Below are 24,039 nucleotides of genomic sequence, written 5' to 3'. Positions count from 1 at the left end.
CGTTCGGGTGGTGCGGCGCGCGCCACCGCCGCGTGGACGGTGCGCGCTGATAGCCGTAGTCCATGCCGCTCACCTCCCGCCGACTGCGTGCAGCTCTGCTGGCCACCGCGTCGGTCACCCTCGTCGCCGCCACCCTGCCCGCAGCCGAACCGCTCGGCATCGGCGACCGACTCTTCCCCCACCTCGGCAACCCGGGCTACGACGTCCTCTCGTACGACATCTCTCTCACCTACAAGGGCCGCAACACCGAGCCCCTCGACGCCGTCACCACGATCGACGCCCGGACCACCGCACCGCTGGAACGGATCAACCTCGACTTCGCGCGGGGCGCCGTCCACTCCGTCGAGGTCGACGGGCTGAACTCGGAGTTCGCCACCGCCGGTGAGGACCTGATCGTCGACGCGCCCTCCCGGATCCCGGCCGGGGTGCCCGTGAGGATCACCGTCCGGCATACGAGCGACCCCTCGGGGGACCGGGCCAACGGGGGCTGGGTGCCGACCGCCGACGGCCTCGCGATGGCGAACCAGGCCGACGCCGCCCACCGGGTCTTCCCCGGCAACGACCACCCCGCCGACAAGGCGTTCTTCACCTTCCGGGTGACCGCGCCGAAGGACCTCACGGTCGTGGCGGGCGGCCTTCCCGCCGGGAAGCGGGACCACGCCGGCGCGACCACCTGGACCTACCGCACGGAGCACCCGATGGCGACGGAACTCGCCCAGGTGTCCATCGGCCGCTCCACCGTCCTCCGCCGCACCGGGCCCCGGGGACTGCCGGTGCGCGACGTGGTGCCCTCGGCCGACCGCGCGAAGCTGGAGCCCTGGCTGGAGAAGACCCCGGCGCAGCTGGCCTGGATGGAGAAGCAGGTCGGCCCGTACCCGTTCGAGACGTACGGGCTCCTCGTCGCGGACACCGAGACGGGCTTCGAGCTGGAGACGCAGACCCTCTCGCTCTTCGAACGCTCCCTGTTCACCGGGGACGGATATCCCGAGTGGTACGTCGACTCGGTCATGGTGCACGAGCTCGCCCACCAGTGGTTCGGCAACAGCGTCTCCCCGCGGTCCTGGTCCGATCTGTGGCTCAACGAGGGACACGCCACCTGGTACGAGGCCCGCTACGCCGAGGAACACGCGCAGAAGCCCATGGAGCGCCGGATGCGCGAGGCCTACGCCCGCTCCGACACCTGGCGCGCGGCGGGCGGTCCGCCCGCACGCCCCGATGTGCCCACCCCCGACCACAAGATCAGCCTCTTCAGGCCGGTCGTGTACGACGGGAGCGCGCTCATCCTGTACGCGCTGCGTGAGGAGATCGGCGAGGCCGCGTTCGACCGCCTCGAGCGGACCTGGGTGCGCGTCCACCGGAACGAATCGGCGACCACCGAGCAGTTCACGGACCTGGCGTCGAGGATCGCGGGACGGGACCTGACGGCGTTCTTCGACGGGTGGCTGTACGGGAAGAAGACCCCTTCGATGCCGGGGCACCCGGACTGGCGCAGCGAGACGCCCCGGAGCGCCGCGGCCGGGCAGAGCCCCGCGCGGGCGCCGAAACCCGAGTGACGGCCCGGGCGGGGACATGCCACTATCGACGCGTCGGCACGGCGGCCGGCCGGTGGATCCTCTCCATGGGAATCTTCCGGCGGGGTCACGCGTTGTGAGTGACGTATCGGACTTCTATCGACGTAAGGATCCAATGACCTCCTCTTCTTCCCTTCCCCAGGACGCGCAGGACGCGCAGAGCGCCACGGAAGCCAACTCCGAGAGCCTTCGGGCCGACGCCCTGATGGAAGAGGACGTCGCCTGGAGCCACGAGATCGACGGAGAGCGGGACGGCGAGCAGCTCGACCGTTCCGAGCGTGCGGCTCTGCGCCGCGTGGCAGGCCTCTCCACCGAGCTCGAGGACGTCACCGAGGTCGAGTACCGACAGCTGCGCCTGGAGCGCGTGGTTCTCGTCGGTGTCTGGACATCGGGGACCGTCCATGACGCGGAGATCTCCCTCGCGGAGCTCGCGGCCCTGGCCGAGACGGCGGGCGCACAGGTGCTGGACGCCGTGTTCCAGCGGCGGGACAAGCCCGACCCGGCCACCTACATCGGCTCGGGCAAGGCGCTGGAGCTGCGCGACATCGTTCTCGAATCGGGGGCCGACACCGTCGTCTGCGACGGTGAGCTCAGCCCCGGCCAGCTGATCCACCTGGAAGACGTCGTCAAGGTCAAGGTGGTCGACAGGACCGCCCTGATCCTCGACATCTTCGCCCAGCACGCCAAGTCCCGGGAGGGCAAGGCGCAGGTGTCGCTGGCACAGATGCAGTACATGCTCCCGCGCCTGCGCGGCTGGGGTCAGTCGCTGTCCCGGCAGATGGGCGGCGGCGGTTCCAGCGGCGGTGGCGGCATGGCCACCCGTGGTCCCGGTGAGACCAAGATCGAGACGGACCGGCGACGGATCCGCGAGAAGATGGCGAAGATGCGCCGGGAGATCGCGGAGATGAAGACCGGCCGGGAGATCAAGCGCCAGGAGCGCAAGCGCAACAAGGTGCCCTCGGTGGCGATCGCCGGGTACACCAACGCCGGGAAGTCATCGCTGCTCAACCGGCTCACCGGTGCGGGTGTCCTCGTGGAGAACGCCCTGTTCGCGACCCTCGACCCGACCGTGCGCCGGGCCGAGACGCCGAGCGGCCGTATCTACACCCTGGCCGACACCGTCGGGTTCGTGCGGCACCTGCCGCACCACCTGGTCGAGGCGTTCCGCTCCACCATGGAGGAGGTCGGCGAGTCCGACCTGATCCTGCATGTGGTGGACGGTTCCCATCCGGTGCCGGAGGAGCAGCTCGCCGCCGTACGTCAGGTCATCCGGGAAGTCGGCGCGGTCGACGTACCCGAGGTCGTCGTGATCAACAAGGCGGACGCGGCCGACCCGCTCGTGCTGCAGCGCCTGATGCGCGCCGAGAAGCACGCGATCGCGGTGTCGGCGCGGACCGGCGCCGGCATCGACGAGCTGCTCGCGCTCATCGACGCCGAGCTGCCGCGGCCGTCCGTGGAGATCGAGGCGCTCGTGCCCTACATCCAGGGTGCGCTCGTCTCCCGGGTGCACGCCGAGGGCGAGGTGATCTCCGAGGAGCACACGCCGGAGGGCACGCTGCTCAAGGCGCGGGTCCACGAGGAACTCGCTGCGGAGCTCGCCGTCTTCGTGCCGGTGGCTCACTGACGCGGTAGACATGCAGGAGGCCGGGCTCCCCCCCCCCTTGAAGGGGAGCCCGGCCTCCTTGTGCTCCGGCCCGCAACCGCCGGGCCGGGGCCCGCGGTCCTACTGTCCCGCGTACTTCTTGCTGACGGCCTCGTAGACGCCCTTGGCCTCCTCGCCCAGGCGGGGGCCGGCCAGCCAGCCCGCCGTCACCGGGCCGATGGAGGTGTTGGAGACCAGCGCCGGCTTACCGTCCTGGCCCTTCGCGACCCAGCCGCCACCGGAGGAACCACCGGTCATCGTGCACCCGATGCGGTACATCGTCGGCTGCTCCTCGAAGACGGCGAGGCGGCCCGGCTCATCGGTGCACCGGAGAGCCTTCTGGCCGTCGAACGGCGGGGCCGCCGGATAGCCGGTGGCCGTCATGCTGTCGATCTCCGGGACGGCCGGGGCGTTGAAATCGACCGGGAGCGCCGAACCGACGGTCTCCTCCAGGGACTTGCCCGTCGAACCCTTCTCCGGAGCGACCTGCAGCACCGCGAAGTCGTACGGGGCTCCCTGGCCGCCGGTCGCGGCGCCCTGGTTGATCCACTGGTCGGAGGTCTGCGCCCACTGACCCCACCACACGCCGTACGGAGCGATCTCCTCCTTCGTCGCGTTCTGCAGCTCGGCCGTCGACATACCGCTGTCGTTGTACGAGGGGACGAAGGCGATGTTGCGGTACCAGCCGCCGTTCTTGCCCGCGTGCACACAATGCCCGGCCGTCCAGACCATGTTGGACTTGCCCGGGTGGGCCGGGTCCTGCACCACGGTCGCGGAGCAGACCATCGAGCCCTCGGGACCGTCGAACAGGAGCTTGCCGGACTCGGGCGCGCTCGCGTGGTACGGCGTCTGCAGGTTCGCGGCCTCGACCGGTGCGGGGGTCGGGTCCGTCACGCCCTCGTCGCCGGAGATGTCGTTGTCGACGGGGTTCTCCGGGGCCTTGTCGGCGTCCCGCATCCGCTCCGGGTCCCAGAGGTCCTCGATGATGGGGTTGACGTAGTCCTTGGCCTCACGCAGCCACTTGTCCCTGTCCCAGTTCTTCCACTCGCCGTCCCTCCACTTGTCGAGGTCGATCCCGTGCTCCTTGAGCCGGTCCTTGAGATCGTCCGGGATCACGACCTTTCCGTCGGAGGACTGGCCGGTGGAGCTGCTCGGCTCGCTGATAGCGCCGTCCTCCTCCGGCCCGCAGGCCGTGGCGGAGAGCGTCAGGAGAGCGGCAAGGGCGGCCGCGGCGAACACCCGAGGGGTGCGGCGGGCGCTCCCCCCGCGGTGTGCGGTATCGGTCGGGCGCATGGGTCGCATCTGGTGATCCCCCTGGGACTTCGTCACTGACTTCGGTACCGCACTGCGGACCTGGCGTGCGCGGCAGGGCCGTCCGGCCGCATCGCGCACCCACGGAGCGGCGGCTCCGTCCCGAGTGCGGCCCCTACTATGCCGGTGCCGTTGGGGACGGTGCGCGGCAGGGCCGCGGTTCCGCCTGCACAAGGATCTTCCGATTTACCCGTGATCTCCCGCGTTCCGCCTCGTTGGTACGTACGGGGGACACCCGGACACCGTTCATCGGCGCAGTCCGCCCCGGGGGGCCGTACCGATGCGCAACGCAACTGTTACAGCAGGAGGACCGAACAGCCGTGGCCGTGACCGAACCAGCTCCGGTGGCCCTTTCTCCTGCGCACGAAGGGATTCTGCGGCGTCAGGCACTACGTGAATCGGCGGCCCGCACCTACGCGCGGTCCCTGCCGATCGTGCCGGTACGCGCGCGGGGCATGACGATCGAGGGTGCGGACGGCCGGCGCTATCTCGACTGTCTGTCAGGTGCGGGCACGCTGGCTCTCGGACACAACCACCCCGTGGTGCTCGAGGCCATCCGGAAGGTCATCGACTCCGGCGCACCACTGCATGTGCTCGATCTCGCCACACCCGTCAAGGACGCCTTCACGACCGAGCTGTTCGCCACCCTGCCCCGTGAACTGGCCGACAACGCCCGGATCCAGTTCTGCGGTCCGGCCGGGACGGACGCCGTCGAGGCGGCCTTCAAGCTGGTCCGGGCAGCGAGCGGGCGCAGTGAACTCCTCGCCTTCACCGGCGCGTACCACGGAATGACCGCCGGTGCGCTGGCCGCTTCGGGCGGGGCCACGGACGTCCGGGTGACGCGGCTGCCCTTCCCGCAGAACTACCGCTGCCCCTTCGGAGCCGGCGGGGAGCGGGGCGCGGACATCGCCGCGCACTGGACGGAATACCTCCTGGACGACCCCAAGGGCGGGGTGCCCGCTCCGGCCGCCATGATCCTGGAGCCGGTCCAGGGCGAGGGCGGGGTGAACCCGGCCCCGGACGGCTGGATGCGCCGGATGCGGGAGATCACCCAGGAGCGTTCCATCGCCCTGATCGCGGACGAGGTGCAGACCGGAGTCGGCAGGACCGGCACCTTCTGGGCGGTCGAGCACAGCGGTATCGTGCCGGACGTGATGGTGCTCTCGAAAGCCATCGGCGGCTCGCTGCCCCTCGCGGTGATCGTCTACCGATCCGAGCTCGACCTCTGGCAGCCGGGCGCCCACGCCGGCACCTTCCGGGGCAACCAGCTGGCCATGGCTGCCGGCGCCGCGACCCTCGCGTACGTACGGGAGAACCGGCTCGCCGAACGCGCGGGGACACTCGGCGCGCGCATGCTCGCCCGGCTCCAGGCGCTCGGCGCGGACCATCCGAGCATCGGCGACGTCCGTGGCCGCGGCCTGATGATCGGCATCGAACTCGTCGACCCCGAGGCCGAGCCGCTCACCGTCACCGCCGAGAGCGGCTCCGCCCCGCCGCCCGATCCGGCCCTCGCCGCGGCGGTGCAGCAGGAGTGCCTGCGCCGCGGCCTCATCGTCGAACTCGGCGGACGCCACAGCGCCGTGGTCCGACTGCTCCCTCCCCTCACTCTCACCGACGAACAGGCAACGGCGGTCGTCGACCGCCTGGCCGACGCGCTGAGAGCGGCCGAGCGCTCTCCGTACCGCCGGGCCGCTGCCGGGCCTACCCGCTGATCCCGGACCCCTCACAAGGAAGACCGCCGTGAACCCCACCCCTGCGCCCGAGGCCGACGGCCCCCTCACCAGCCAGCAGCGAGGACATGACCTGCCGGAGGGCCCCCTCGCCGTCGAGTCGACGACCGTGCCGCGACAGAAGGCCGGTCCGCACGGCACCCCGCGTGCCGGTTCGGGTGCCGTCCCGGCGGACCGCCCCGGCGACACGATGCGGGACCCGCTCGACCATCCGGACCCGTTCCGGGCTGCGGACTCGGCCGGTACGGAGAATCTGCTGCGCTGCTGGACCAGGGAGAACGACCTGCCCCGCCCCCGGGGAAACACCCTGCGCGTTCCGCTCCCGGCGAGCGGCATCGCCCTGCTCGTCCCGGTCGCCCACTGGTCCGCGACGGGCTGGCACCGCTTCGGGACGCCGTCCCTGGAGAACGCGCCCGACGGCGCCCCGGGCGTCGACGCCGTCACCGTGGCCGCGCTGCTCAGCCGGGAGAGCGAGCGGAACGCCGGCGTCGACCTGGTGGCCAGGGTGGCCGACTCCGTACGGCACACGGCGGCCTTCATCGCCGACCGGCGCCGCACACCCACCGCGCCTCCCGAGGCCGATCTCTTCCTCACCGCCGAGCAGTCCCTCGTCCTCGGCCACCCCCTGCACCCCACCCCCAAGAGCCGCGAAGGCCTCTCCGAGTCGGAGGCGCTGCTCTACTCACCCGAGCTGCGCGGCTCCTTCCCGCTCCACTGGATGGCCGTGGACCGTTCCGTGCTGGCCACGGAGTCGGCGTGGACGAAGGCCGGCCGGCCGGTCTCGGCGGAGACGCTCCTCGCACCACACGCCGAAGGGCTGGACCTCCCCGACGGGACCACGGCCCTTCCGCTCCACCCCTGGCAGGCCGCGGAGGTCCTGCGCCGCCCCGAGGTCGTCGCCCTGTGCGAGAAGGGCATCCTGCACGACCTCGGCCCGTACGGCGAACGCTGGCACCCCACCTCGTCCGTCCGCACCGTGCACCGCCCGGGATCCGACCTCATGCTGAAGCTGTCCCTGGGCGTACGCATCACCAACTCCCGCCGGGAGAACCTCCGTAAGGAGCTCCACCGCGGAGCCGAGGTACACCGGCTGCTGCGCACCGGCCTTGCCGACCGGTGGCAGGAGGCGCACCCGGGCTTCGACATCGTCCGGGACCCGGCCTGGATCGCCGTCGACCAACCGGACGGCAGCCCCGTCCCCGGCCTCGACGTGGTGCTCCGCCACAATCCCTTCGGCCCCGCCGACGACGCCGTGTGCATCGCCGGACTCACCGCCCCGCGGCCGTGGCCCGGCCGTCCCGGCACGCACTCGCGGCTCGCCGACACGGTCTTCTCGCTGGCCGCGCGCACAGGCCGGACGACCGGGGCGGTGTGCGCCGAGTGGTTCCTGCGCTACCTCGACCGCGTCGTCCTCCCCGTCCTCTGGCTCGACGCCAACGCGGGTGTCGCCCTGGAGGCCCACCAGCAGAACACGCTCGTCATCCTCGACCCGGACGGCTGGCCCGTCGGCGGCAGGTACCGCGACAACCAGGGCTACTACTTCCGGGAGTCCCACCGGACCGCACTCGAGCGCCGGCTCCCGGGCATCGGTGCCGTCAGCGACACCTTCGTCACCGACGCCGTCACGGACGAACGGCTCGCCTACTACCTCGGCATCAACAACGTGTTCGGGCTGATCGGCGCCTTCGGTGCCCAGCGGCTCGCCGACGAGCAGCTGCTCCTCGCCGCGTTCCGCCGTTTCCTCGAAGGCGCAGTCCCGCTGGGATCCTCCCTGCCCGCCTACCTTCTGGAGACCGGCCAGCTCCGCTGCAAGGCCAACCTGCTGACCCGGATGCACGGCCTCGACGAACTCGTCGGCCCGGTCGACACCCAGTCCGTGTACGTCACCATCGCCAATCCGCTCACCAGCGGCAAGGCATGACGGTCTGAGCCAGCGAGAGGAGAGCGTCACGGTGCACCAAGCCGATGCCCGCACCGGGACCGGTGCCGTCCCGCCCGACGGCACCGGCACCGAGGACACCCTGGAGCTGCGGCTCACCGAGGAGCTCCTCGCCCTGCTCGGTGACGGCTCGGCGGCGTCCGCCGCGAGGGCCGGCGCCTCCGCTCTCGTGGGAGACCCCGGCGGGTGGAGCCCGGTCACCACTCCCGCCGGGGTGTTCCGACTCGTCCCGGTGGAACCCGAACGCGATCTGGCGGTGATCAGCCGCTGGATGAACGATCCCGCGGTAGCCGCCTTCTGGGAGCTCGCAGGACCGGAGCCGGTCACCGCGGCGCACCTCCGCCGGCAGCTCGAAGGGGACGGCCGCAGCGTCCCCTGCCTCGGCGTCCTCGCGGGTGCCCCCATGAGCTACTGGGAGATCTACCGCGCGGATCTGGACCCGCTCGCCCGCCACTACCCGGCACGGCCCCACGACATGGGGATCCACCTTCTCATCGGCGGTGTGGGCAACCGAGGACGGGGCATCGGCACCGTACTGCTCAGGGCCGTAGCCGATCTCGTACTCGACAACCGGCCGCACTGCGGACGTGTCGTCGCGGAGCCGGATCTGCGCAACACCCCGTCCGTTTCCGCCTTCCTGAGCGCCGGCTTCCGCTTCTGCGCGGAAGTGGACCTTCCTGACAAGCGAGCCGCCCTGATGGTCCGCGACCGAGCCCACCGTGACCGCCTGTGAACAACTCGCCGCACCGCACAGCCTGCTCGAACCCCATCGGTCCCACCCGGAGGAGTCCCCGTGCCGACATATCCTGCGAGCCATCATCCGGCGAAGCCTCATACGCCGCTCGACACTCCGGAACTCAACCGGACCGTCTGGGACCGGGCTGCGGCGAGGCTCCTCGCCAAGATGCTCGGTGAGTTCGCCTACGAGGAAGTCATCGAGCCCGTACCCCGGACGGACGACGGAGCGGAGCGGACCGGCGACTACACCCTGACGCTCGACGACGGCGCGACCCTGAGCTTCCACGCCCGGCGTGGTGTCTACGGCAGCTGGCGTGTCGACCCGGCGACGATCCGTGAGTTCTCCGCCGGGGACACCGGGGCCGGCAGCACCGACGGCACACCCTTCCGGGACCCCCTGCGATTCCTCGCCCGAGGACGCCGTCTTCTCGGTCTCGACGGTGCCACGCTCGGCCACCTCATCCGCGAGCTCACCGCCACCCTCACCGCCGACGCCCGCCTCGACCACACGGCGCTCACCGCGGCGCAGCTCGTCGAGCTCCCGTACGCCGAGCTCGAAGGACACCAGACAGGGCACCCCTGGCTCGTGGCGAACAAGGGCCGTCTCGGATTCTCCGCCACCGACGCCGCCCTCTTCGCACCGGAAGCCCGGTCCGCGACCGCGCTGCCCTGGATCGCCGTCAGCACCCGCATAGCGGGTTACCGGGGAGTGGGCCGTGTCGCCGCCCCCGGAGACCTCTACGACCAGGAACTGGACCCGGGTGTCCGGGAATCCTTCGCCGCGATCCTGCGCGGACGGGGGCTCGACCCCGCGGACTACCTGTTCCTCCCCGTGCATCCATGGCAGTGGGACGAATGGATCGTCCCCCTCTTCGCCCCCGCGATCGCGGACGCCGAGATCGTTCCCCTGCACACCGACGACGACCTCCGGCTGCCGCAGCAGTCCATCCGTACCTTCACCAATGTGGGGCGGCCCGACCGGCACACCGTCAAGCTGCCCTTGTCGATCCTCAACACCCTCGTCTGGCGGGGCCTGCCGACCGAACGCACGCTCGCCGCCCCGGCCGTCACGGCGTGGGTCCAGGGGCTGTGCGACGGCGATTCGTTCCTCCGGGACACCTGCGGCGTCATCCTGCTCGGCGAGGTCGCCTCGGTGGCCGTCGAACACCCGCTCTACGACCACCTCCCGGAGTCTCCGTACCAGTTCAAGGAGATCCTCGGAGCGATCTGGCGGGAGCCCCTCCAGCCGCGGCTGGCACCCGGCGAACGCGCCCGTACGCTGGCCTCGCTGCTGCACACGGACCCCGACGGCCGTTCCTTCACCGCCGAGCTCGTCGCACGCTCGGGGCTTGCCCCCGCCGCCTGGCTGACCCGGCTCTTCACCGCGCTGCTGCCACCGCTGCTGCATTTCCTGTACCGCTACGGCACGGTCTTCTCCCCGCACGGCGAGAACGCCATCGTCGTCTTCGACGAGCACGACGTACCCGTACGGCTCGCGATCAAGGACTTCGTCGACGACGTGAACGTCAGCGCCCGGCCGCTGCCCGAGCACGACACGATGCCCGCGCACGTCCGGGACATCCTGCTCACGGAGGACCCCTCCTTCCTCACCCAGTTCATCCACTCCGGGCTCTTCGTGGGCGTCTTCCGCTATCTGTCGCCCCTGTGCGAGGAGCAACTGGACGTACCGGAGGGTGAATTCTGGTCACTCGTCCGTGCCGAGATCCTGAGGCACCACGCCCGGTTCCCCGACCTCAAGGAGCGGTTCGAGATCTTCGACATGCTGACGCCGACGATCGAGCGCCTGTGTCTCAACCGCAACCGTCTGCATCTGGACGGCTACCGCGACCGCCCGCAGCGCCCGCACGCCGCCGTCCACGGCTCTGTCCGCAACCCGCTCCACCCCTCCGCGTGAGTCCGGGAGCGATCGATGGTGTCAGTGGGGCGCCGTAGGCTGGACGGGCTATGACGAAGCCATCTCTCCCCGAGCTCCTCCACGCCGCCGTCACCGCCGTCGGCGGTACGGAACGCCCCGGCCAGGTCTCCATGGCCGAAGCCGTCGCCGAGGCTGTCGACGACAACGCCCATCTGCTCGTCCAGGCCGGCACCGGCACGGGCAAGTCCCTCGGCTACCTGGTGCCGGCGCTGGCCCACGGCGAGCGGGTCGTGGTGGCCACGGCCACCCTGGCCCTCCAACGCCAGCTGGTGGAGCGGGACCTTCCGCGTACGGTCGACGCGCTGCACCCGCTGCTGCGCCGTCGGCCGCAGTTCGCGATGCTCAAGGGCCGGTCGAACTACCTCTGTCTGCACCGGCTCCACGAGGGGGCGCCGCAGGACGAGGAGGAAGGGCTCTTCGACCAGTTCGAAGCGGCGGCGCCGTCGAGCAAGCTGGGCCAGGACCTGCTGCGTCTGCGGGACTGGTCGGACGAGACGGAGACCGGCGACCGGGACGACCTGACGCCGGGTGTCTCGGACCGTGCATGGTCCCAGATCTCCGTCTCCTCGCGCGAGTGCCTCGGCGCCACCAAGTGCGCGTACGGCGCCGAGTGCTTCGCGGAGGCGGCCAGGGAGAGGGCCAAGCTCGCCGATGTCGTCGTCACGAACCACGCCCTGCTCGCGATCGACGCGATCGAAGGCGCCCCGGTGCTCCCCAAGCACGAGGTGCTCATCGTCGACGAGGCCCATGAGCTGGTCTCCCGGGTCACCGGGGTGGCCACCGGTGAGCTCACCCCGGGCCAGGTGAACAGGGCGGTGCGCCGTGCGGCGAAGCTGGTCAACGAGAAGGCGGCCGACGCCCTGCTGACCGCATCCGAGGGATTCGAGCGGGTCATGGAGCTGGCGCTCCCGGGGCGCCTCGAAGAGGTGCCCGAAGACCTCGGCTACGCACTGATGGCCCTGCGTGACGCCGCGCGTACGGTGATCTCCGCCCTCGGGGGGACCCGGGACAAGAACGTCCAGGACGAGGACGCGGTGCGCAAGCAGGCGATGGCGTCGGTCGAGTCCATCCACAGTGTCGCGGAGCGCATCACCCAGGGCTCCGAGTACGACGTCGTCTGGTACGAGCGCCATGACCGCTTCGGGGCGTCGGTCCGGGTCGCCCCGCTGTCCGTCTCCGGGCTGCTGAGGGAGAAGCTGTTCGCCGACCGCTCGGTGGTGCTGACCTCGGCCACCCTCAAGCTCGGCGGCGATTTCAACGGGGTGGGGGCCTCACTCGGTCTCGCGCCCGAGGGCACGGCGGGTGACGACATCCCTCAGTGGAAGGGGCTCGACGTCGGCTCGCCCTTCGACTATCCGAAGCAGGGCATTCTGTACGTCGCCCGGCACCTGGCCACGCCCGGACGGGAAGGTTCCCGCGCCGACATGCTCGACGAGCTCGCGGAGCTGGTGGAGGCGGCGGGCGGCCGCACCCTGGGCCTGTTCTCGTCCATGCGGGCGGCCCAGGCGGCAGCCGAGGAGCTGCGTGGCAGGCAGGACAAGCCGATTCTGCTGCAGGGCGAGGAGACCCTCGGCGAGCTGATCAAGAATTTTGCGGCGGACCCCGAGACGTGTCTGTTCGGGACGCTGTCCCTCTGGCAGGGCGTCGATGTCCCCGGCCCGAGCTGCCAGCTCGTGATCATGGACCGGATTCCGTTTCCCCGGCCGGACGATCCGCTGATGAGCGCCCGGCAGAAGGCGGTCGAGGACGCGGGCGGCAACGGATTCATGGCGGTGGCGGCCACCCATGCGGCGCTGCTGATGGCACAGGGCGCGGGCCGGCTCGTCCGGGCCATGGGCGACAAGGGGGTGGTCGCGGTGCTCGACCCCCGGCTGGCCAACGCGCGCTACGGGAGCTATCTCCGGGCCTCGCTGCCCGACTTCTGGTACACCACGGACCGCGACCAGGCGCGGCGCTCGCTCGCGGCCATCGACGCGGCGGCCAAGACCGCTCAGTGAGCACCGCGGACGCGCCAGGGCCCCGGGATCGGCGCAGGGATCCCGGGGCCCAGTCCGAACGGGCGGAGCTCACACCCGCCGTAGCACCGCCACGACCTTGCCCAGGATCGTCGCCTCGTCACCGGGGATCGGCTGGTAGGCGGAGTTGTGCGGGAGCAGCCATACATGGCCGTCCTCGCGCTTGAACCGCTTGACCGTGGCCTCGCCGTCCAGCATGGCTGCCACGATGTCGCCGTTCTCCGCGACCGGCTGGCGCCGGACCGTGACCCAGTCCCCATCCATGATCGCCGCCTCGATCATCGAGTCACCGACGACCTTCAGCACGAAGAGCTCGCCGTCACCGACGAGCTGACGGGGGAGCGGGAAGACGTCCTCGACGGACTCCTCGGCGAGGATCGGCCCGCCGGCGGCGATCCGGCCGACCAGCGGCACGTACGACGCCGCGGGCTTCCCGGTGGTGTCGGTCGGCTGGGTGCTGGGCTGGTCCGAGCCCCGGACCTCGTAGGCGCGCGGCCGGTGAGGGTCGCGGCGCAGGAAGCCCTTGCGCTCCAGAGCCATCAGCTGGTGGGCGACGGACGAGGTGCTCGACAGACCCACCGCCTGGCCGATCTCGCGCATCGACGGGGGATAGCCCCGCCGCTGCACGGAATCCCGGATCACCTCGATCACACGCCGCTGCCGGTCCGTGAGCCCTGAGCTGTCCGCCCGGATTCCAGGAGGTCGGCCGGGCAAGGAGCGTGCGGGGCGTGTGGGCTCCGGCCCCTCCGCGTTCATGACTGAGTCATTCATGGCATGCACCGGCTCAAGTCGGCTCTGGGAGCGGTGGTCCTGGGCAGTGATGGTGGCACTGTCTGCGGTGGTGGTCACGTCGGCCCCTCTCGAATGGTCTCCCTAGTTAGGCAACGGTAGTAGCTTTCGAAAGGTTGCGCCAAACACACGTTCGAGTGAAAAACAAATAAAGGGCTGTCGCGCGCTTGCCGAGAGGTGTATGAGCTGAATGCGGTGGACCGGAATCGAGCGCGGTTCCCGAGGTCCACGCTAGCGTTCCGCCGGTCCGTTCCCGTGCGCGGGGGTGCGTCCCCGGCGTGCCGTGGCGTGCCCTCCGGGGCACGTCCCTGGCTGCCTGCCGGGCGGCCCCCGCAGCCCGGGCGTGTGTGCGTTTCCCGTACCCTCGTGCCGGGCCGTAGGCTGCCACCCGGCCCCCGGGGAAGCGCGACACGCGCGGGGGGTGGAGGTGGAGCAAAACCCTAGATGTAGTGGTCGCCTTGCTGTCGCTGCCCATAAGTAGTGGTCCCCGGTCCGTCAGGGCCGAGTTCATCGCCTATGCTGGTGACTGTCCTCAGGGGCCTGAACAGGGCACGGAGGGCTATTCAGTCGTGCTGTGAGGGAGGGTTCGGAGACATGCACTGCCCCTTCTGCAGGCACCCCGACAGTCGGGTGGTGGACAGTCGCACGACGGACGACGGGACGTCGATCCGACGGCGCCGTCAGTGCCCCGACTGCTCCCGTCGCTTCACGACGGTGGAGACCTGTTCGCTGATGGTGGTCAAGCGCAGCGGCGTGACCGAGCCCTTCAGCCGCACCAAGGTCATCTCGGGGGTCCGCAAGGCCTGCCAGGGCCGGCCCGTCACCGAGGACGCACTGGCGAAGCTCGGCCAGCGGGTCGAGGAAGCCGTGCGGGCCACGGGGAGCGCCGAGCTGACGACGCACGACGTGGGTCTGGCCATACTCGGCCCCTTGCAGGAGCTCGACCTCGTCGCGTACCTGCGTTTCGCGTCGGTGTACCGGGCGTTCAACTCCCTCGAAGACTTCGAGACCGCGATCGCGGAGCTCCGTGAAGAGCGGCCCCGCGCAGAGCAATGCGGGAGCGGCGAGACCCTCGAGGTCCCCGCGCCCGCCGCAGTCGCCGCTGATTGATCACCGGGCCGGCCGCCGGGGGCGGCGGAGCCGGCGGCAGGCGGCACCAGACCTGTTCCGAGACGCTGTGCGTGGCGTCCGGAGCATCAGACACACACTGTGCCCTGGGAAGAACTGGGCACTTCAGGGCGTTTTTGCCCACATATGGGAGGCGGCATGACAGAGACGGCGAGCGGCCCGGCACGAGGTTCCCGCACCAAGGGAGCCAAGTCGACTGCGACCAAGCAGGGCCTGCGCATCGAGCGCATCCACACGACTCCCGGCGTGCATCCGTACGACGAGGTCGCGTGGGAGCGCCGTGACGTCGTCATGACCAACTGGCGCGACGGCTCGATCAACTTCGAGCAGCGTGGCGTCGAGTTCCCCGACTTCTGGTCGGTGAACGCGGTCAACATCGTCACCAGCAAGTACTTCCGGGGGGCTGTCGGCACGCCGCAGCGCGAGACCGGTCTGCGACAGCTCATCGACCGGATCGTGAAGACGTACCGGAAAGCCGGCGAGGACTACAACTACTTCGCTTCCCCCGCCGACGCCGAGATCTTCGAGCACGAGCTGGCGTACGCCCTCCTGCACCAGATCTTCAGCTTCAACTCGCCGGTCTGGTTCAACGTGGGGACGCCCCAGCCGCAGCAGGTCTCGGCCTGCTTCATCCTGGCCGTCGACGACTCCATGGAGTCGATCCTCGACTGGTACAAGGAAGAGGGCATGATCTTCAAGGGCGGCTCCGGCGCCGGCCTGAACCTGTCCCGCATCCGCTCCTCCAAGGAGCTGCTCTCCTCCGGCGGCAACGCCTCCGGCCCGGTCTCCTTCATGCGGGGCGCCGACGCCTCCGCCGGAACGATCAAGTCGGGTGGCGCCACGCGCCGCGCGGCCAAGATGGTCATCCTCGATGTCGACCACCCCGACATCGAGAACTTCATCGAGACCAAGGTGAAGGAGGAGGAGAAGATCCGCGCCCTGCGCGACGCGGGCTTCGACATGGACCTGGGCGGCGACGACATCACGTCCGTCCAGTACCAGAACGCCAACAACTCGGTCCGTGTGAACGACGAGTTCATGAAGGCCGTCGAGGCCGGCGGGAAGTTCGGTCTGCGGGCCCGCATGACCGGTGACGTCATCGAAGAGGTCGAGGCCAAGTCCCTCTTCCGCAAGATGGCGGAGGCCGCCTGGGCCTGTGCGGACCCCGGCATCCAGTACGACGACACCATCAACCACTGGCACACCTGCCCGGAGTCCGGCCGCATCAACGGCTCGAACCCCTGCAGCGAGTACATGCACCTGGACAACACCTCGTGCAACCTGGCATCGCTGAACTTGATGAAGTTCCTCAAGGACGACGGCGAGGGCCACCAGTCCTTCCAGGCCGAGCGCTTCGCCAAGGTCGTCGAGCTGGTCATCACCGCGATGGACATCTCGATCTGCTTCGCGGACTTCCCGACCCAGAAGATCGGCGACAACACCCGCGCCTACCGCCAGCTGGGCATCGGCTACGCCAACCTCGGCGCCCTGCTGATGGCCACCGGGCACGCGTACGACAGCGACGGCGGCCGTGCGCTCGCCGGCGCGATCACCTCGCTGATGACCGGTACGTCCTACCGGCGCTCCGCCGAGCTCGCCGCGGTCGTCGGCCCGTACGACGGCTACGCCCGCAACGCCGAGCCGCACCAGCGCGTCATGAAGCAGCACTCGGACGCCAACGCCGTGGCCGTCCACGTCGACGACCTGGACTCGCCGGTCTGGGCCGCCGCCACCGAGGCCTGGCAGGACGTGCTCCGCCTCGGCGCGAAGAACGGCTTCCGCAACGCCCAGGCGTCGGTCATCGCCCCGACCGGCACCATCGGTCTCGCGATGTCCTGCGACACCACCGGCCTCGAGCCCGACCTCGCCCTGGTCAAGTTCAAGAAGCTCGTCGGCGGCGGCTCGATGCAGATCGTCAACGGCACGGTGCCGCAGGCCCTGCGCCGTCTCGGCTACCAGCCGGAGCAGATCGAGGCGATCGTCGCCCACATCGCCGACAACGGCAACGTGATCGACGCCCCCGGTCTCAAGACCGAGCACTACGAGGTCTTCGACTGCGCGATGGGCGAGCGCTCCATCTCGGCCATGGGCCACGTCCGGATGATGGCGGCCATCCAGCCGTGGATCTCCGGCGCGCTGTCCAAGACGGTGAACCTGCCGGAGACGGCCACCGTCGAGGACGTCGAGGAGGTCTACTTCGAGGCGTGGAAGATGGGCGTCAAGGCGCTCGCGATCTACCGCGACAACTGCAAGGTCGGCCAGCCCCTCTCCACCAAGAAGTGGGAGGAGAAGAAGGACGAGGTGACCGCGAAGACCGAGGACACCATCCGTGCCGCGGTCGAGAAGGTCGTCGAGTACCGCCCGGTCCGCAAGCGTCTGCCCAAGGGCCGCCCCGGCATCACCACCTCCTTCACGGTGGGCGGCGCCGAGGGTTACATGACCGCCAACTCCTACCCGGACGACGGTCTCGGTGAGGTCTTCCTGAAGATGTCCAAGCAGGGTTCCACCCTCGCGGGCATGATGGACGCCTTCTCGATCGCGGTCTCGGTCGGTCTGCAGTACGGCGTGCCGCTGGAGACCTACGTCTCCAAGTTCACCAACATGCGTTTCGAGCCGGCCGGTATGACGGACGACCCGGATGTGCGGATGGCGCAGTCGATCGTCGACTACATCTTCCGCCGCCTGGCGCTCGACTTCCTGCCGTTCGAGACGCGCTCCGCGCTCGGCATCCACTCGGCCGAGGAGCGTCAGCGTCACCTCGACACCGGTTCGTACGAGCCCGCCTTCGGGGACGACGACCTCGACTCGGAGAGCCTGGCCCAGTCCGCTCCTGTGCACGTGGAGCCGCTGAAGGCCGTCGCGTCGCCGGTGGAGAGCGCAGCGGAGAAGCCGGCCCCCAAGACCGCGCACACCTCGGCCGAACTGGTCGAGATGCAGCTCGGCATCAGCGCGGACGCGCCGCTGTGCTTCTCGTGCGGTACGAAGATGCAGCGCGCCGGGTCCTGCTACATCTGCGAGGGCTGCGGCTCGACCAGCGGCTGCAGCTGAGGGTGATCGGGGCCGCACCGGACGGGACGTCCTGTGCGGCCCGCCCGGGCGGCTGACCAGCAGCTCACGAAGGGGACCGGCGGGTGGCCGGTCCCCTTTCGGGCTGCCGGTTCGCCGGACGGCCGGCCGTGGCGAGCGGAACCCGGTCATGCCCCCGGGCGGTTCCCCATCTCCGTGGCGAACGAACCGGGATCGCCGTCGAACCCGCGGACGGAACCGTGGAAGCCCCAGGCCCCGGAGGTGTCCCGGACGAATTCCGCGACGACCGCCGCGGTGGCTGCCGACACCGCGGAGAAGTCGTCCTCCGCCAGGTTCGTGTAGCCCTCGCGGATCTGTACGGCCGTGTGCTCTATCTGGCCGAAGGTCTTGTGGCCGTCGCGCTGCTGGATGGCCACGCCGACCACGACCCTGGCGTACGCGTCCGACAGCCGGTCCAGTTCGAGGGTCATGACCTCGTCGAAGCCGAAGCCCTGTCCCGTCCGGCTGTCCCGGTTCAGCGTGATCGTCCCGTCCGGTGACCTGCTGTCGAAGTGCACGAGATAGGCGGGACTCCCGTAGGGCGCTTCCGTCCTGTAGGTGGCCGCGATGATGTCGAGGTCGTTGGCGGGCTCACCGAAGTCGCTGGGGTCCCATTTGACCCTCACCTCGACCTTCTCGATGTCCTTGTTGGGAGTGCTCATCGGACGTGCCTCCTCGCTGCTGGACCGACGGACCGCTTGCCCCTCAGATCATGTCCGTAACTGTCCGTGGATCCAACCGCGTTGGAAACGGGCATCGCATTCGGGCCATCGTGTGGCCGGAGTTGTGCGTTGCCGGTGTCGGCGGGCTCCCCGCCGCCCGGAGCGTGAACCGCGCCACGCCGGGCGCCGTACGATGGCGCAGTGCTGGTCAAGTGGATTCGCTGCACCGTGGTGGACCGCCGCGGTTTCGAGCGGGGGCAGCGGAAGTGGGCGGCGCTGCTCGGGGAGCCGGGATTCCGGAGTCAGAGCGGCGGGTGGAGCCGAGGGCAGCCCGAAGTCGCCCATGTGTTCGCGTTCTGGGAGAACCGGGTCTTCTATGACTCCTTCATGGCCCGCGGGCATGACCGGCTGGCCGCCGCACAGTCCGGCATGTACAAGGACATGCAGGTCAAGCTGTTCGAGTACCGCTTCGATGTGAAGACCGGATTCGTGCCGGACTTCACCGACGCGGATGTGGTCAGGGTCGCGCACAGCCAGGTGCACGAGGACCGCGTCGACCATTTCGCGCTCATGCAGCAGCGGGTGTGGAACCCGGCCATGGCGGGTTCTCCCGGGATGCTGCGCGGAGTCTTCGGCCAGGCCCCGGGGCACGAGTTCCTGGTGCTGTCGATGTGGCAGTCGAGCGCCGAACGCGGCAAGTACCGGCCGGAGAGCGTCGCCCGGCTCTCGGCACGGGCGGAGACCGAGCGGGATGTCGAGTCGCTTACGGGTGACGTGGTGCAGCTCGATCCCTCGTGGACGGTCTGACCCGGCCCCGTACGTCCGTTTCCTTGGTCACATACGCCCGATGGAGCCCGCACAATTGCTCGATCGGGCCGTACGGCATCTAGGGTCGGTACATGGCACGACCGCAACGCATCGTTCTCGTCCGGCACGGTGAGTCCGAGGGCAATGCCGACGACACGGTCTACGAACGTGAGCCCGACCATGCGCTCAGGCTCACGGCGAAGGGGCTGCGTCAGGCAGAGGCGGCGGGCTCCCGGCTGCGTGAGACGTTCGGCGACGAGCGTGTCAGCGTCTACATCTCGCCCTACCGGCGCACCCACGAGACGTTCCGGGCCTTCGGCCTCGAACTGGAGCACGTGCGTGTCAGGGAGGAGCCCCGGCTGCGCGAGCAGGACTGGGGCAACTGGCAGGACCGTGACGACGTCAGGCTGCAGAAGGCCTACCGGGACGCGTACGGGCACTTCTTCTACCGCTTCGCGCAGGGCGAGTCCGGCGCCGACGTGTACGACCGGGTCGACGCGTTCCTGGAGAGCCTCCACCGCAGCTTCGAGGACCCGGGCCACCCGCCGAACGTCCTGCTGGTCACCCATGGGCTGACCATGAGGCTCTTCTGCATGCGCTGGTTTCACTGGTCGGTGGCGGAATTCGAGTCGCTGTCCAATCCCGGGAACGGCGAATCCAGGACGCTGCTGCTGGGTCAGGACGGCCGCTATACGCTCGACCGGCCCTTTCGGCGGTGGCGCACCCCTGAGCCCTACGGCATCACCGGATAGAGTGGCCGAGCGATGACCGCTGAATCCGCTTCCGAACGTTTCGAACGCGCTCTGGCCAGCCTGCGTGGACTGTCCGTGGGAGATGCCCTCGGCTCCCAGTTCTTCGTCCCGGCCCATTACCCCCTGCTCAAGAGCCGCGACCTGCCGCCCGGCGACTGGCAGTGGACCGACGACACCGAGATGGCGTGCTCCGTGCTCGCCGTGCTGGCCGCGCATGAGCGCGTCGACCAGGACGAGCTCGCCCACTCCTTCGCTCGGCATCACGACTTCGACCGGGGCTACGGGCCCGCGGTGAACCGGCTGCTCAGGCTGGTGCGGGAAGGCGGCGACTGGCGGGAGCTGGCATCGGCGCTCTTCCAGGGCCAGGGCTCCTGGGGGAACGGTTCGGCGATGCGCATCGCACCGCTGGGCGCCTGGTACGCGGACGATCCGGAGCAGGCCACCCACCAGGCCGAGATCTCCTCCTACACCACCCATCAGCACCGCGAGGCGGTCGTGGGGTCGATGGCCGTCGCGGCGGCCGCCGCCCTCGTCGCCGCGCCGGGAGGGCCGCCGACGCCGGAGGACCTGATCGACGGCGTCGTCGCCCTCGTCCCGCGCAGCGCTGTCGGTGCCGGGCTGCGCAGGGCGCGCGACATGCTCGACTACCGGGACGCAGGGACGGTCGCGGCGGTGCTCGGCAACGGCCGCCGTACGAGTGCGCACGACACCGTGCCCTTCGCCCTCTGGTCGGCGGCCCGGAGCCTCGGTGACTTCGAAGAGGCTTTCTGGGTGACGGCACAGGCAGGCGGCGACGTGGACACCACCTGCGCCATCGTCGGCGGGATCGTCGCCGCCCAGCCTGGCGGCACCCCTCCGGCCGACTGGCTGGCCAGGACGGAGGAGCTGCCCGACTGGATGCCCCTCGCTCCGGCGCGCCGCTGACCGAACGCGGGGTGTGCGCTCAGCGGTCCTGGCGGCTGTCGTGTCCCCTTCACGGCCACGGGGCATGGCACTTCTACTGTCACGGTCCTGCCACAGCAGGGGCCCCGACCGGTTGAACGGTCCGGGCGCGACTTACTCTTTCGGCCACGCCGCCCTCATCGATCTTGGTGGGTGTGCGCCTAGAGACGCCGGGGCAGGCGCGCCGCGATGTGGCAGCGCGAGCGGACCCCGGTGGGGGGAGGGGTCCCATGTCCGATCAGTCGTCCGATGCGTCCAGCCGGCCCGACGCGTCACCGGAGTCCGGTAACGCGGCGGAATCCGCTGCGGACACCGCATCCGGGGCGGGGAGCGAGGCGCCCCGCACAGCGTCCGGGAGTCCCGGAGGGGCGAAGGCGGCGGGCAAGCCTGCGAGGGCTTCCACCCAGGTGCCGCCGCAGCAGGCGGGCCCCGATGTGCCGAAGGTGCCCTCCTATCTCCAGCCGCCGCCCCCGGCGGACGTCTGGCAGCGCCCTGGACGGCATCAGCCGGTCGGCGTGATGTCGCGCCTGAGGCCTCCGTCCCCGCGCGCGATCGGGCCCGCCACGCTCTGGGCGGTCCTCGCCACGGGCCTGCTCAGCGCCCTGCTGCTCGGTGACGGCCTCGGGCCCAATCTGCTGATCGTGGCGGTGCCCGCCGCCCTGGGGGCGTTCTTCGCCGCACGCTCGGCGGGGCGCAGGCTGCGCCCCTGGACCGCGGTGTGGGCGGTGGGCGGCCTGGCGCTCCTGGCGATTCCGGCGCTCCGGGAAGCGGGGTGGCCGGTCTTCCTCGCCGTGGTGTCGGCGCTCGCTCTCGGCTCGCTGGCCCTGCACGGAAGCCGCACCTGGCCGGGCGTGCTGCTCGGCTCGCTGGGACTGTTCCCCTCGGTCGCGGCCGGTGTGCGCTGGGGGTGGCACGGGGTACGTGACCGCGCGGACGACTCCCGGGGACGGGTGCGCACCGTGGTGCGCAGCACGGCGGTGGCGGTGGTCCTGCTCGTCGTGTTCGGCGCGCTCTTCGCCTCCGCGGACGCCGCCTTCGCCGATCTCCTGGGCAGCCTCACCCCCGACGTGTCCGTCGGCGACAGCCCCTGGCGGCTCTTCCTCTTCGCGCTCGGCCTCGTCGGAGCACTTGCCGCTGCGTACAGCGCTGCGGCGCCGGTGCGCTGGGACGGGATCACCGTACGACCGGGCAAGGCCAGGAACAGGGCGGAGTGGGCGCTTCCGCTGATCGTGCTCAACCTGCTCTTCGCCGCGTTCATCACGCTCCAGCTCGTCGTCCTGCTCGGCGGGTACGACAAGGTGCTCGACGAGACCGGCCTGCTGCCCGCCGAGTACGCCCGGCAGGGCTTCTGGCAGCTCCTCTGGGCCACCGTGCTGACCCTGCTCGTCATCGCCCTCGCCCTGCGCTGGGCCCCGCGGGGCGGACCGCGCGACCGGGTCCTGGTCCGGAGCGTTCTCGGTGCACTGTGCGTACTGACACTCGTCGTCGTGGCATCGGCCCTGCGCCGCATGGACCTCTACGTGGACGCCTTCGGGCTGACCAGGCTGCGGATCTCCGTGGCCGCTGTGGAGCTCTGGCTCGGAGTGGTGCTGATCCTCATCCTCGCGGCCGGAGTCTTCGGCGCCAGGCTGCTGCCGCGCGCGGTCGCCGCGAGTGCGGCCGTCGGCGTGCTCGCCTTCGGGCTGCTCTCGCCCGACGGACTGATCGCCGAACAGAACGTCGAGCGGTACGGCAGCCACAGGACGATCGACCTCGAGTACCTCGAGGGGCTCTCCGCGGACGCCGTACCGGCCCTGGACGGGCTGCCGGAACCTCTGCGGTCCTGTGTGCTGGAGAAGTACCAGCGCGACCTCGCCCTCCTGGACACTCCGTGGTACGCCTCCAGCTGGGGAGAGGTCAGGGCCCGGGACATCCTGGAGGAACACCCCGTACAGGACCGTGGGATCGACTGCCGCGGCCTCGGGACGGAGACGGACGAGCGGGACGCACACGAGGAGGAGGACTCCTACGACCCGTACTGAGGCGGCCCGCCCCCGGACACCTGGTTGCGGCAGGGGGTGTTCGGGGAACGCGCCCGGCCCGGCGAGGTCAGTGACGCGTGAAGAGGTCCCCTTGTGAGGCGGCCTGGTCACCTCGTCGCGCACCGCCCGGGGTGTTCCGGACGTGGCCGGACACGTGCCGAAGCGCTGCACGGTGCCCCGGGGTGTTCTTGCCGTGCCCATCGGCGTAACCTGGCAGGCGCCATGCCGTACGAACCACCCACGCACACCGTCGAGCGCTCACTGCGCGCTACGTCCGGTGCCAGGACCGTCGCCGGTGTCGACGAGGTCGGACGCGGAGCGTGGGCCGGCCCCGTCACCGTGTGCGCGGCCGTCACCGGTCTCCGTAGAGCCCCTGAGGGACTCACCGACTCCAAGCTGATCAGTCCCAAGCGCCGGGCGGAACTCGCCCCGTTGCTCGAGAAGTGGGTCACGGCCTACGGGCTGGGGCATGCGTCACCACTGGAGATCGACGACCTCGGCATGACCGCGGCGCTCCGTCTCGCGGCCGTCAGGGCGCTGGACGCTCTGCCCGTGCGGCCGGACGCCGTGATCCTCGACGGCAAGCACGACTACCTCGGAACGCCCTGGAACGTCCGTACCGTGATCAAGGGCGACCAGTCCTGCATCGCCGTGGCCGCGGCCTCGGTGATCGCGAAGGTCCACCGGGACACGGTGATGGCCGAACTGGGCGCGGACACCGGGGAGTACGCAGACTTCGCCTTCGGCGCGAACGCCGGTTATCCGTCACCGGTACACCGGGCCGCGCTGGAGGAGCGGGGGCCTACGCCTCACCATCGCCTCAGCTGGGCCTACCTCGACGCGCTGCCCAAATGGCAGCACCTGAAGAAGGTCCGATTCTCCGCCGAGGCGGCGGCACTTGAAAGCGGGGGCCAGCTCGGCTTCGACTTCTGATCGCACAGGCGCACCCCACCGCCGACGTGTTCGCGTCGGCTGCGAAAGACAACCATT

17 protein-coding genes are annotated in these 24,039 nt (G+C 70.4%); 14 read left to right on the top strand and 3 right to left on the bottom strand.

The features are described from left to right. Positions 1–62 precede the first annotated feature (62 nt). Together ACIBCU_RS20955 and hflX are read left to right on the top strand one after the other, a co-directional pair. The gene (locus ACIBCU_RS20955; protein ID WP_399232995.1) at positions 63–1,553 is read left to right on the top strand and encodes a M1 family metallopeptidase; all 1,491 of its coding nucleotides are present in this window, start codon (positions 63–65) and stop codon (positions 1,551–1,553) included. A gap of 133 nt (positions 1,554–1,686) precedes the next feature. Beyond that, complete coding sequence (gene hflX, locus ACIBCU_RS20950) at positions 1,687–3,195, top strand: GTPase HflX (protein WP_362930039.1); 1,509 nt, start codon at positions 1,687–1,689, stop codon at positions 3,193–3,195. Positions 3,196–3,294: 99 nt separating this feature from the next. Here the strand turns inward: hflX and ACIBCU_RS20945 are convergent, their stop codons facing one another. After that, on the bottom strand, positions 3,295–4,506 hold the full coding sequence (locus ACIBCU_RS20945) for a hypothetical protein (RefSeq protein ID WP_362930037.1): 1,212 nt from the start codon (positions 4,504–4,506) through the stop codon (positions 3,295–3,297). A gap of 338 nt (positions 4,507–4,844) precedes the next feature. Here ACIBCU_RS20945 and ACIBCU_RS20940 point away from each other — a divergent pair, with 338 nt between their 5' ends. The 5 genes from ACIBCU_RS20940 to ACIBCU_RS20920 are packed head-to-tail and all read left to right on the top strand — an operon-like array spanning position 4,845 to position 12,864. Further along, positions 4,845–6,236, top strand: a complete 1,392-nt coding sequence (locus tag ACIBCU_RS20940; protein ID WP_362930035.1) for a diaminobutyrate--2-oxoglutarate transaminase family protein — start codon at positions 4,845–4,847, stop codon at positions 6,234–6,236. 28 nt (positions 6,237–6,264) lie between these two features. Further along, positions 6,265–8,175, top strand: coding sequence for an IucA/IucC family protein (locus tag ACIBCU_RS20935; protein ID WP_399232991.1), 1,911 nt, complete (start codon positions 6,265–6,267; stop codon positions 8,173–8,175). Positions 8,176–8,206: 31 nt separating this feature from the next. Beyond that, on the top strand, positions 8,207–8,926 hold the full coding sequence (locus tag ACIBCU_RS20930) for a GNAT family N-acetyltransferase (RefSeq protein WP_362930031.1): 720 nt from the start codon (positions 8,207–8,209) through the stop codon (positions 8,924–8,926). Between the two features lie 60 nt (positions 8,927–8,986). Beyond that, positions 8,987–10,846 carry an IucA/IucC family protein gene (locus tag ACIBCU_RS20925; protein ID WP_399232989.1) on the top strand — a complete coding sequence of 620 codons (1,860 nt, stop codon included), beginning with the start codon at positions 8,987–8,989 and terminating at the stop codon, positions 10,844–10,846. A gap of 50 nt (positions 10,847–10,896) precedes the next feature. Continuing rightward, complete coding sequence (locus ACIBCU_RS20920; protein ID WP_399232987.1) at positions 10,897–12,864, top strand: ATP-dependent DNA helicase; 1,968 nt, start codon at positions 10,897–10,899, stop codon at positions 12,862–12,864. 69 nt (positions 12,865–12,933) lie between these two features. Here the strand turns inward: ACIBCU_RS20920 and lexA are convergent, their stop codons facing one another. Beyond that, entirely contained in the window at positions 12,934–13,731 is a 798-nt protein-coding gene (gene lexA, locus ACIBCU_RS20915) for a transcriptional repressor LexA (RefSeq protein WP_104789571.1), read from the bottom strand. Between the two features lie 534 nt (positions 13,732–14,265). On the opposite strand from lexA, the gene nrdR reads away from it, so the two are divergent. Next, entirely contained in the window at positions 14,266–14,781 is a 516-nt protein-coding gene (nrdR, locus tag ACIBCU_RS20910) for a transcriptional regulator NrdR (RefSeq protein ID WP_362930025.1), read from the top strand. A 156-nt stretch (positions 14,782–14,937) separates the two neighbouring features. Next, entirely contained in the window at positions 14,938–17,847 is a 2,910-nt protein-coding gene (locus ACIBCU_RS20905) for a vitamin B12-dependent ribonucleotide reductase (RefSeq protein WP_362930023.1), read from the top strand. 146 nt (positions 17,848–17,993) lie between these two features. Here the strand turns inward: ACIBCU_RS20905 and ACIBCU_RS20900 are convergent, their stop codons facing one another. Further along, positions 17,994–18,527: a TerD family protein gene (locus ACIBCU_RS20900; protein ID WP_362930021.1), complete on the bottom strand. Its 534-nt coding sequence runs from the start codon at positions 18,525–18,527 to the stop codon at positions 17,994–17,996. A gap of 201 nt (positions 18,528–18,728) precedes the next feature. On the opposite strand from ACIBCU_RS20900, the gene ACIBCU_RS20895 reads away from it, so the two are divergent. The 5 genes from ACIBCU_RS20895 to ACIBCU_RS20875 all read left to right on the top strand — a co-directional run bounded on the left by ACIBCU_RS20895 (position 18,729) and on the right by ACIBCU_RS20875 (position 23,982). Beyond that, positions 18,729–19,334, top strand: coding sequence for a YdbC family protein (locus ACIBCU_RS20895; protein ID WP_362930019.1), 606 nt, complete (start codon positions 18,729–18,731; stop codon positions 19,332–19,334). Between the two features lie 92 nt (positions 19,335–19,426). Further along, positions 19,427–20,086, top strand: coding sequence for a histidine phosphatase family protein (locus ACIBCU_RS20890; RefSeq protein ID WP_399232983.1), 660 nt, complete (start codon positions 19,427–19,429; stop codon positions 20,084–20,086). 12 nt (positions 20,087–20,098) lie between these two features. Beyond that, positions 20,099–21,010 (top strand): ADP-ribosylglycohydrolase family protein, encoded by a 912-nt coding sequence (locus tag ACIBCU_RS20885; RefSeq protein WP_362930015.1) that lies wholly within the window; start codon positions 20,099–20,101, stop codon positions 21,008–21,010. A 248-nt stretch (positions 21,011–21,258) separates the two neighbouring features. Then, on the top strand, positions 21,259–23,049 hold the full coding sequence (locus ACIBCU_RS20880; protein ID WP_362930013.1) for a DUF4153 domain-containing protein: 1,791 nt from the start codon (positions 21,259–21,261) through the stop codon (positions 23,047–23,049). A 222-nt stretch (positions 23,050–23,271) separates the two neighbouring features. Further along, positions 23,272–23,982 (top strand): ribonuclease HII, encoded by a 711-nt coding sequence (locus ACIBCU_RS20875; RefSeq protein ID WP_362930011.1) that lies wholly within the window; start codon positions 23,272–23,274, stop codon positions 23,980–23,982. The last annotated feature ends 57 nt before the right edge of the window (positions 23,983–24,039 follow it).

It is taken from the genome of Streptomyces sp. NPDC051064, assembly GCF_044455985.1.
Lineage (GTDB): Bacteria > Actinomycetota > Actinomycetes > Streptomycetales > Streptomycetaceae > Streptomyces.
This window is presented reverse-complemented; position numbering and strand designations above follow the sequence as displayed.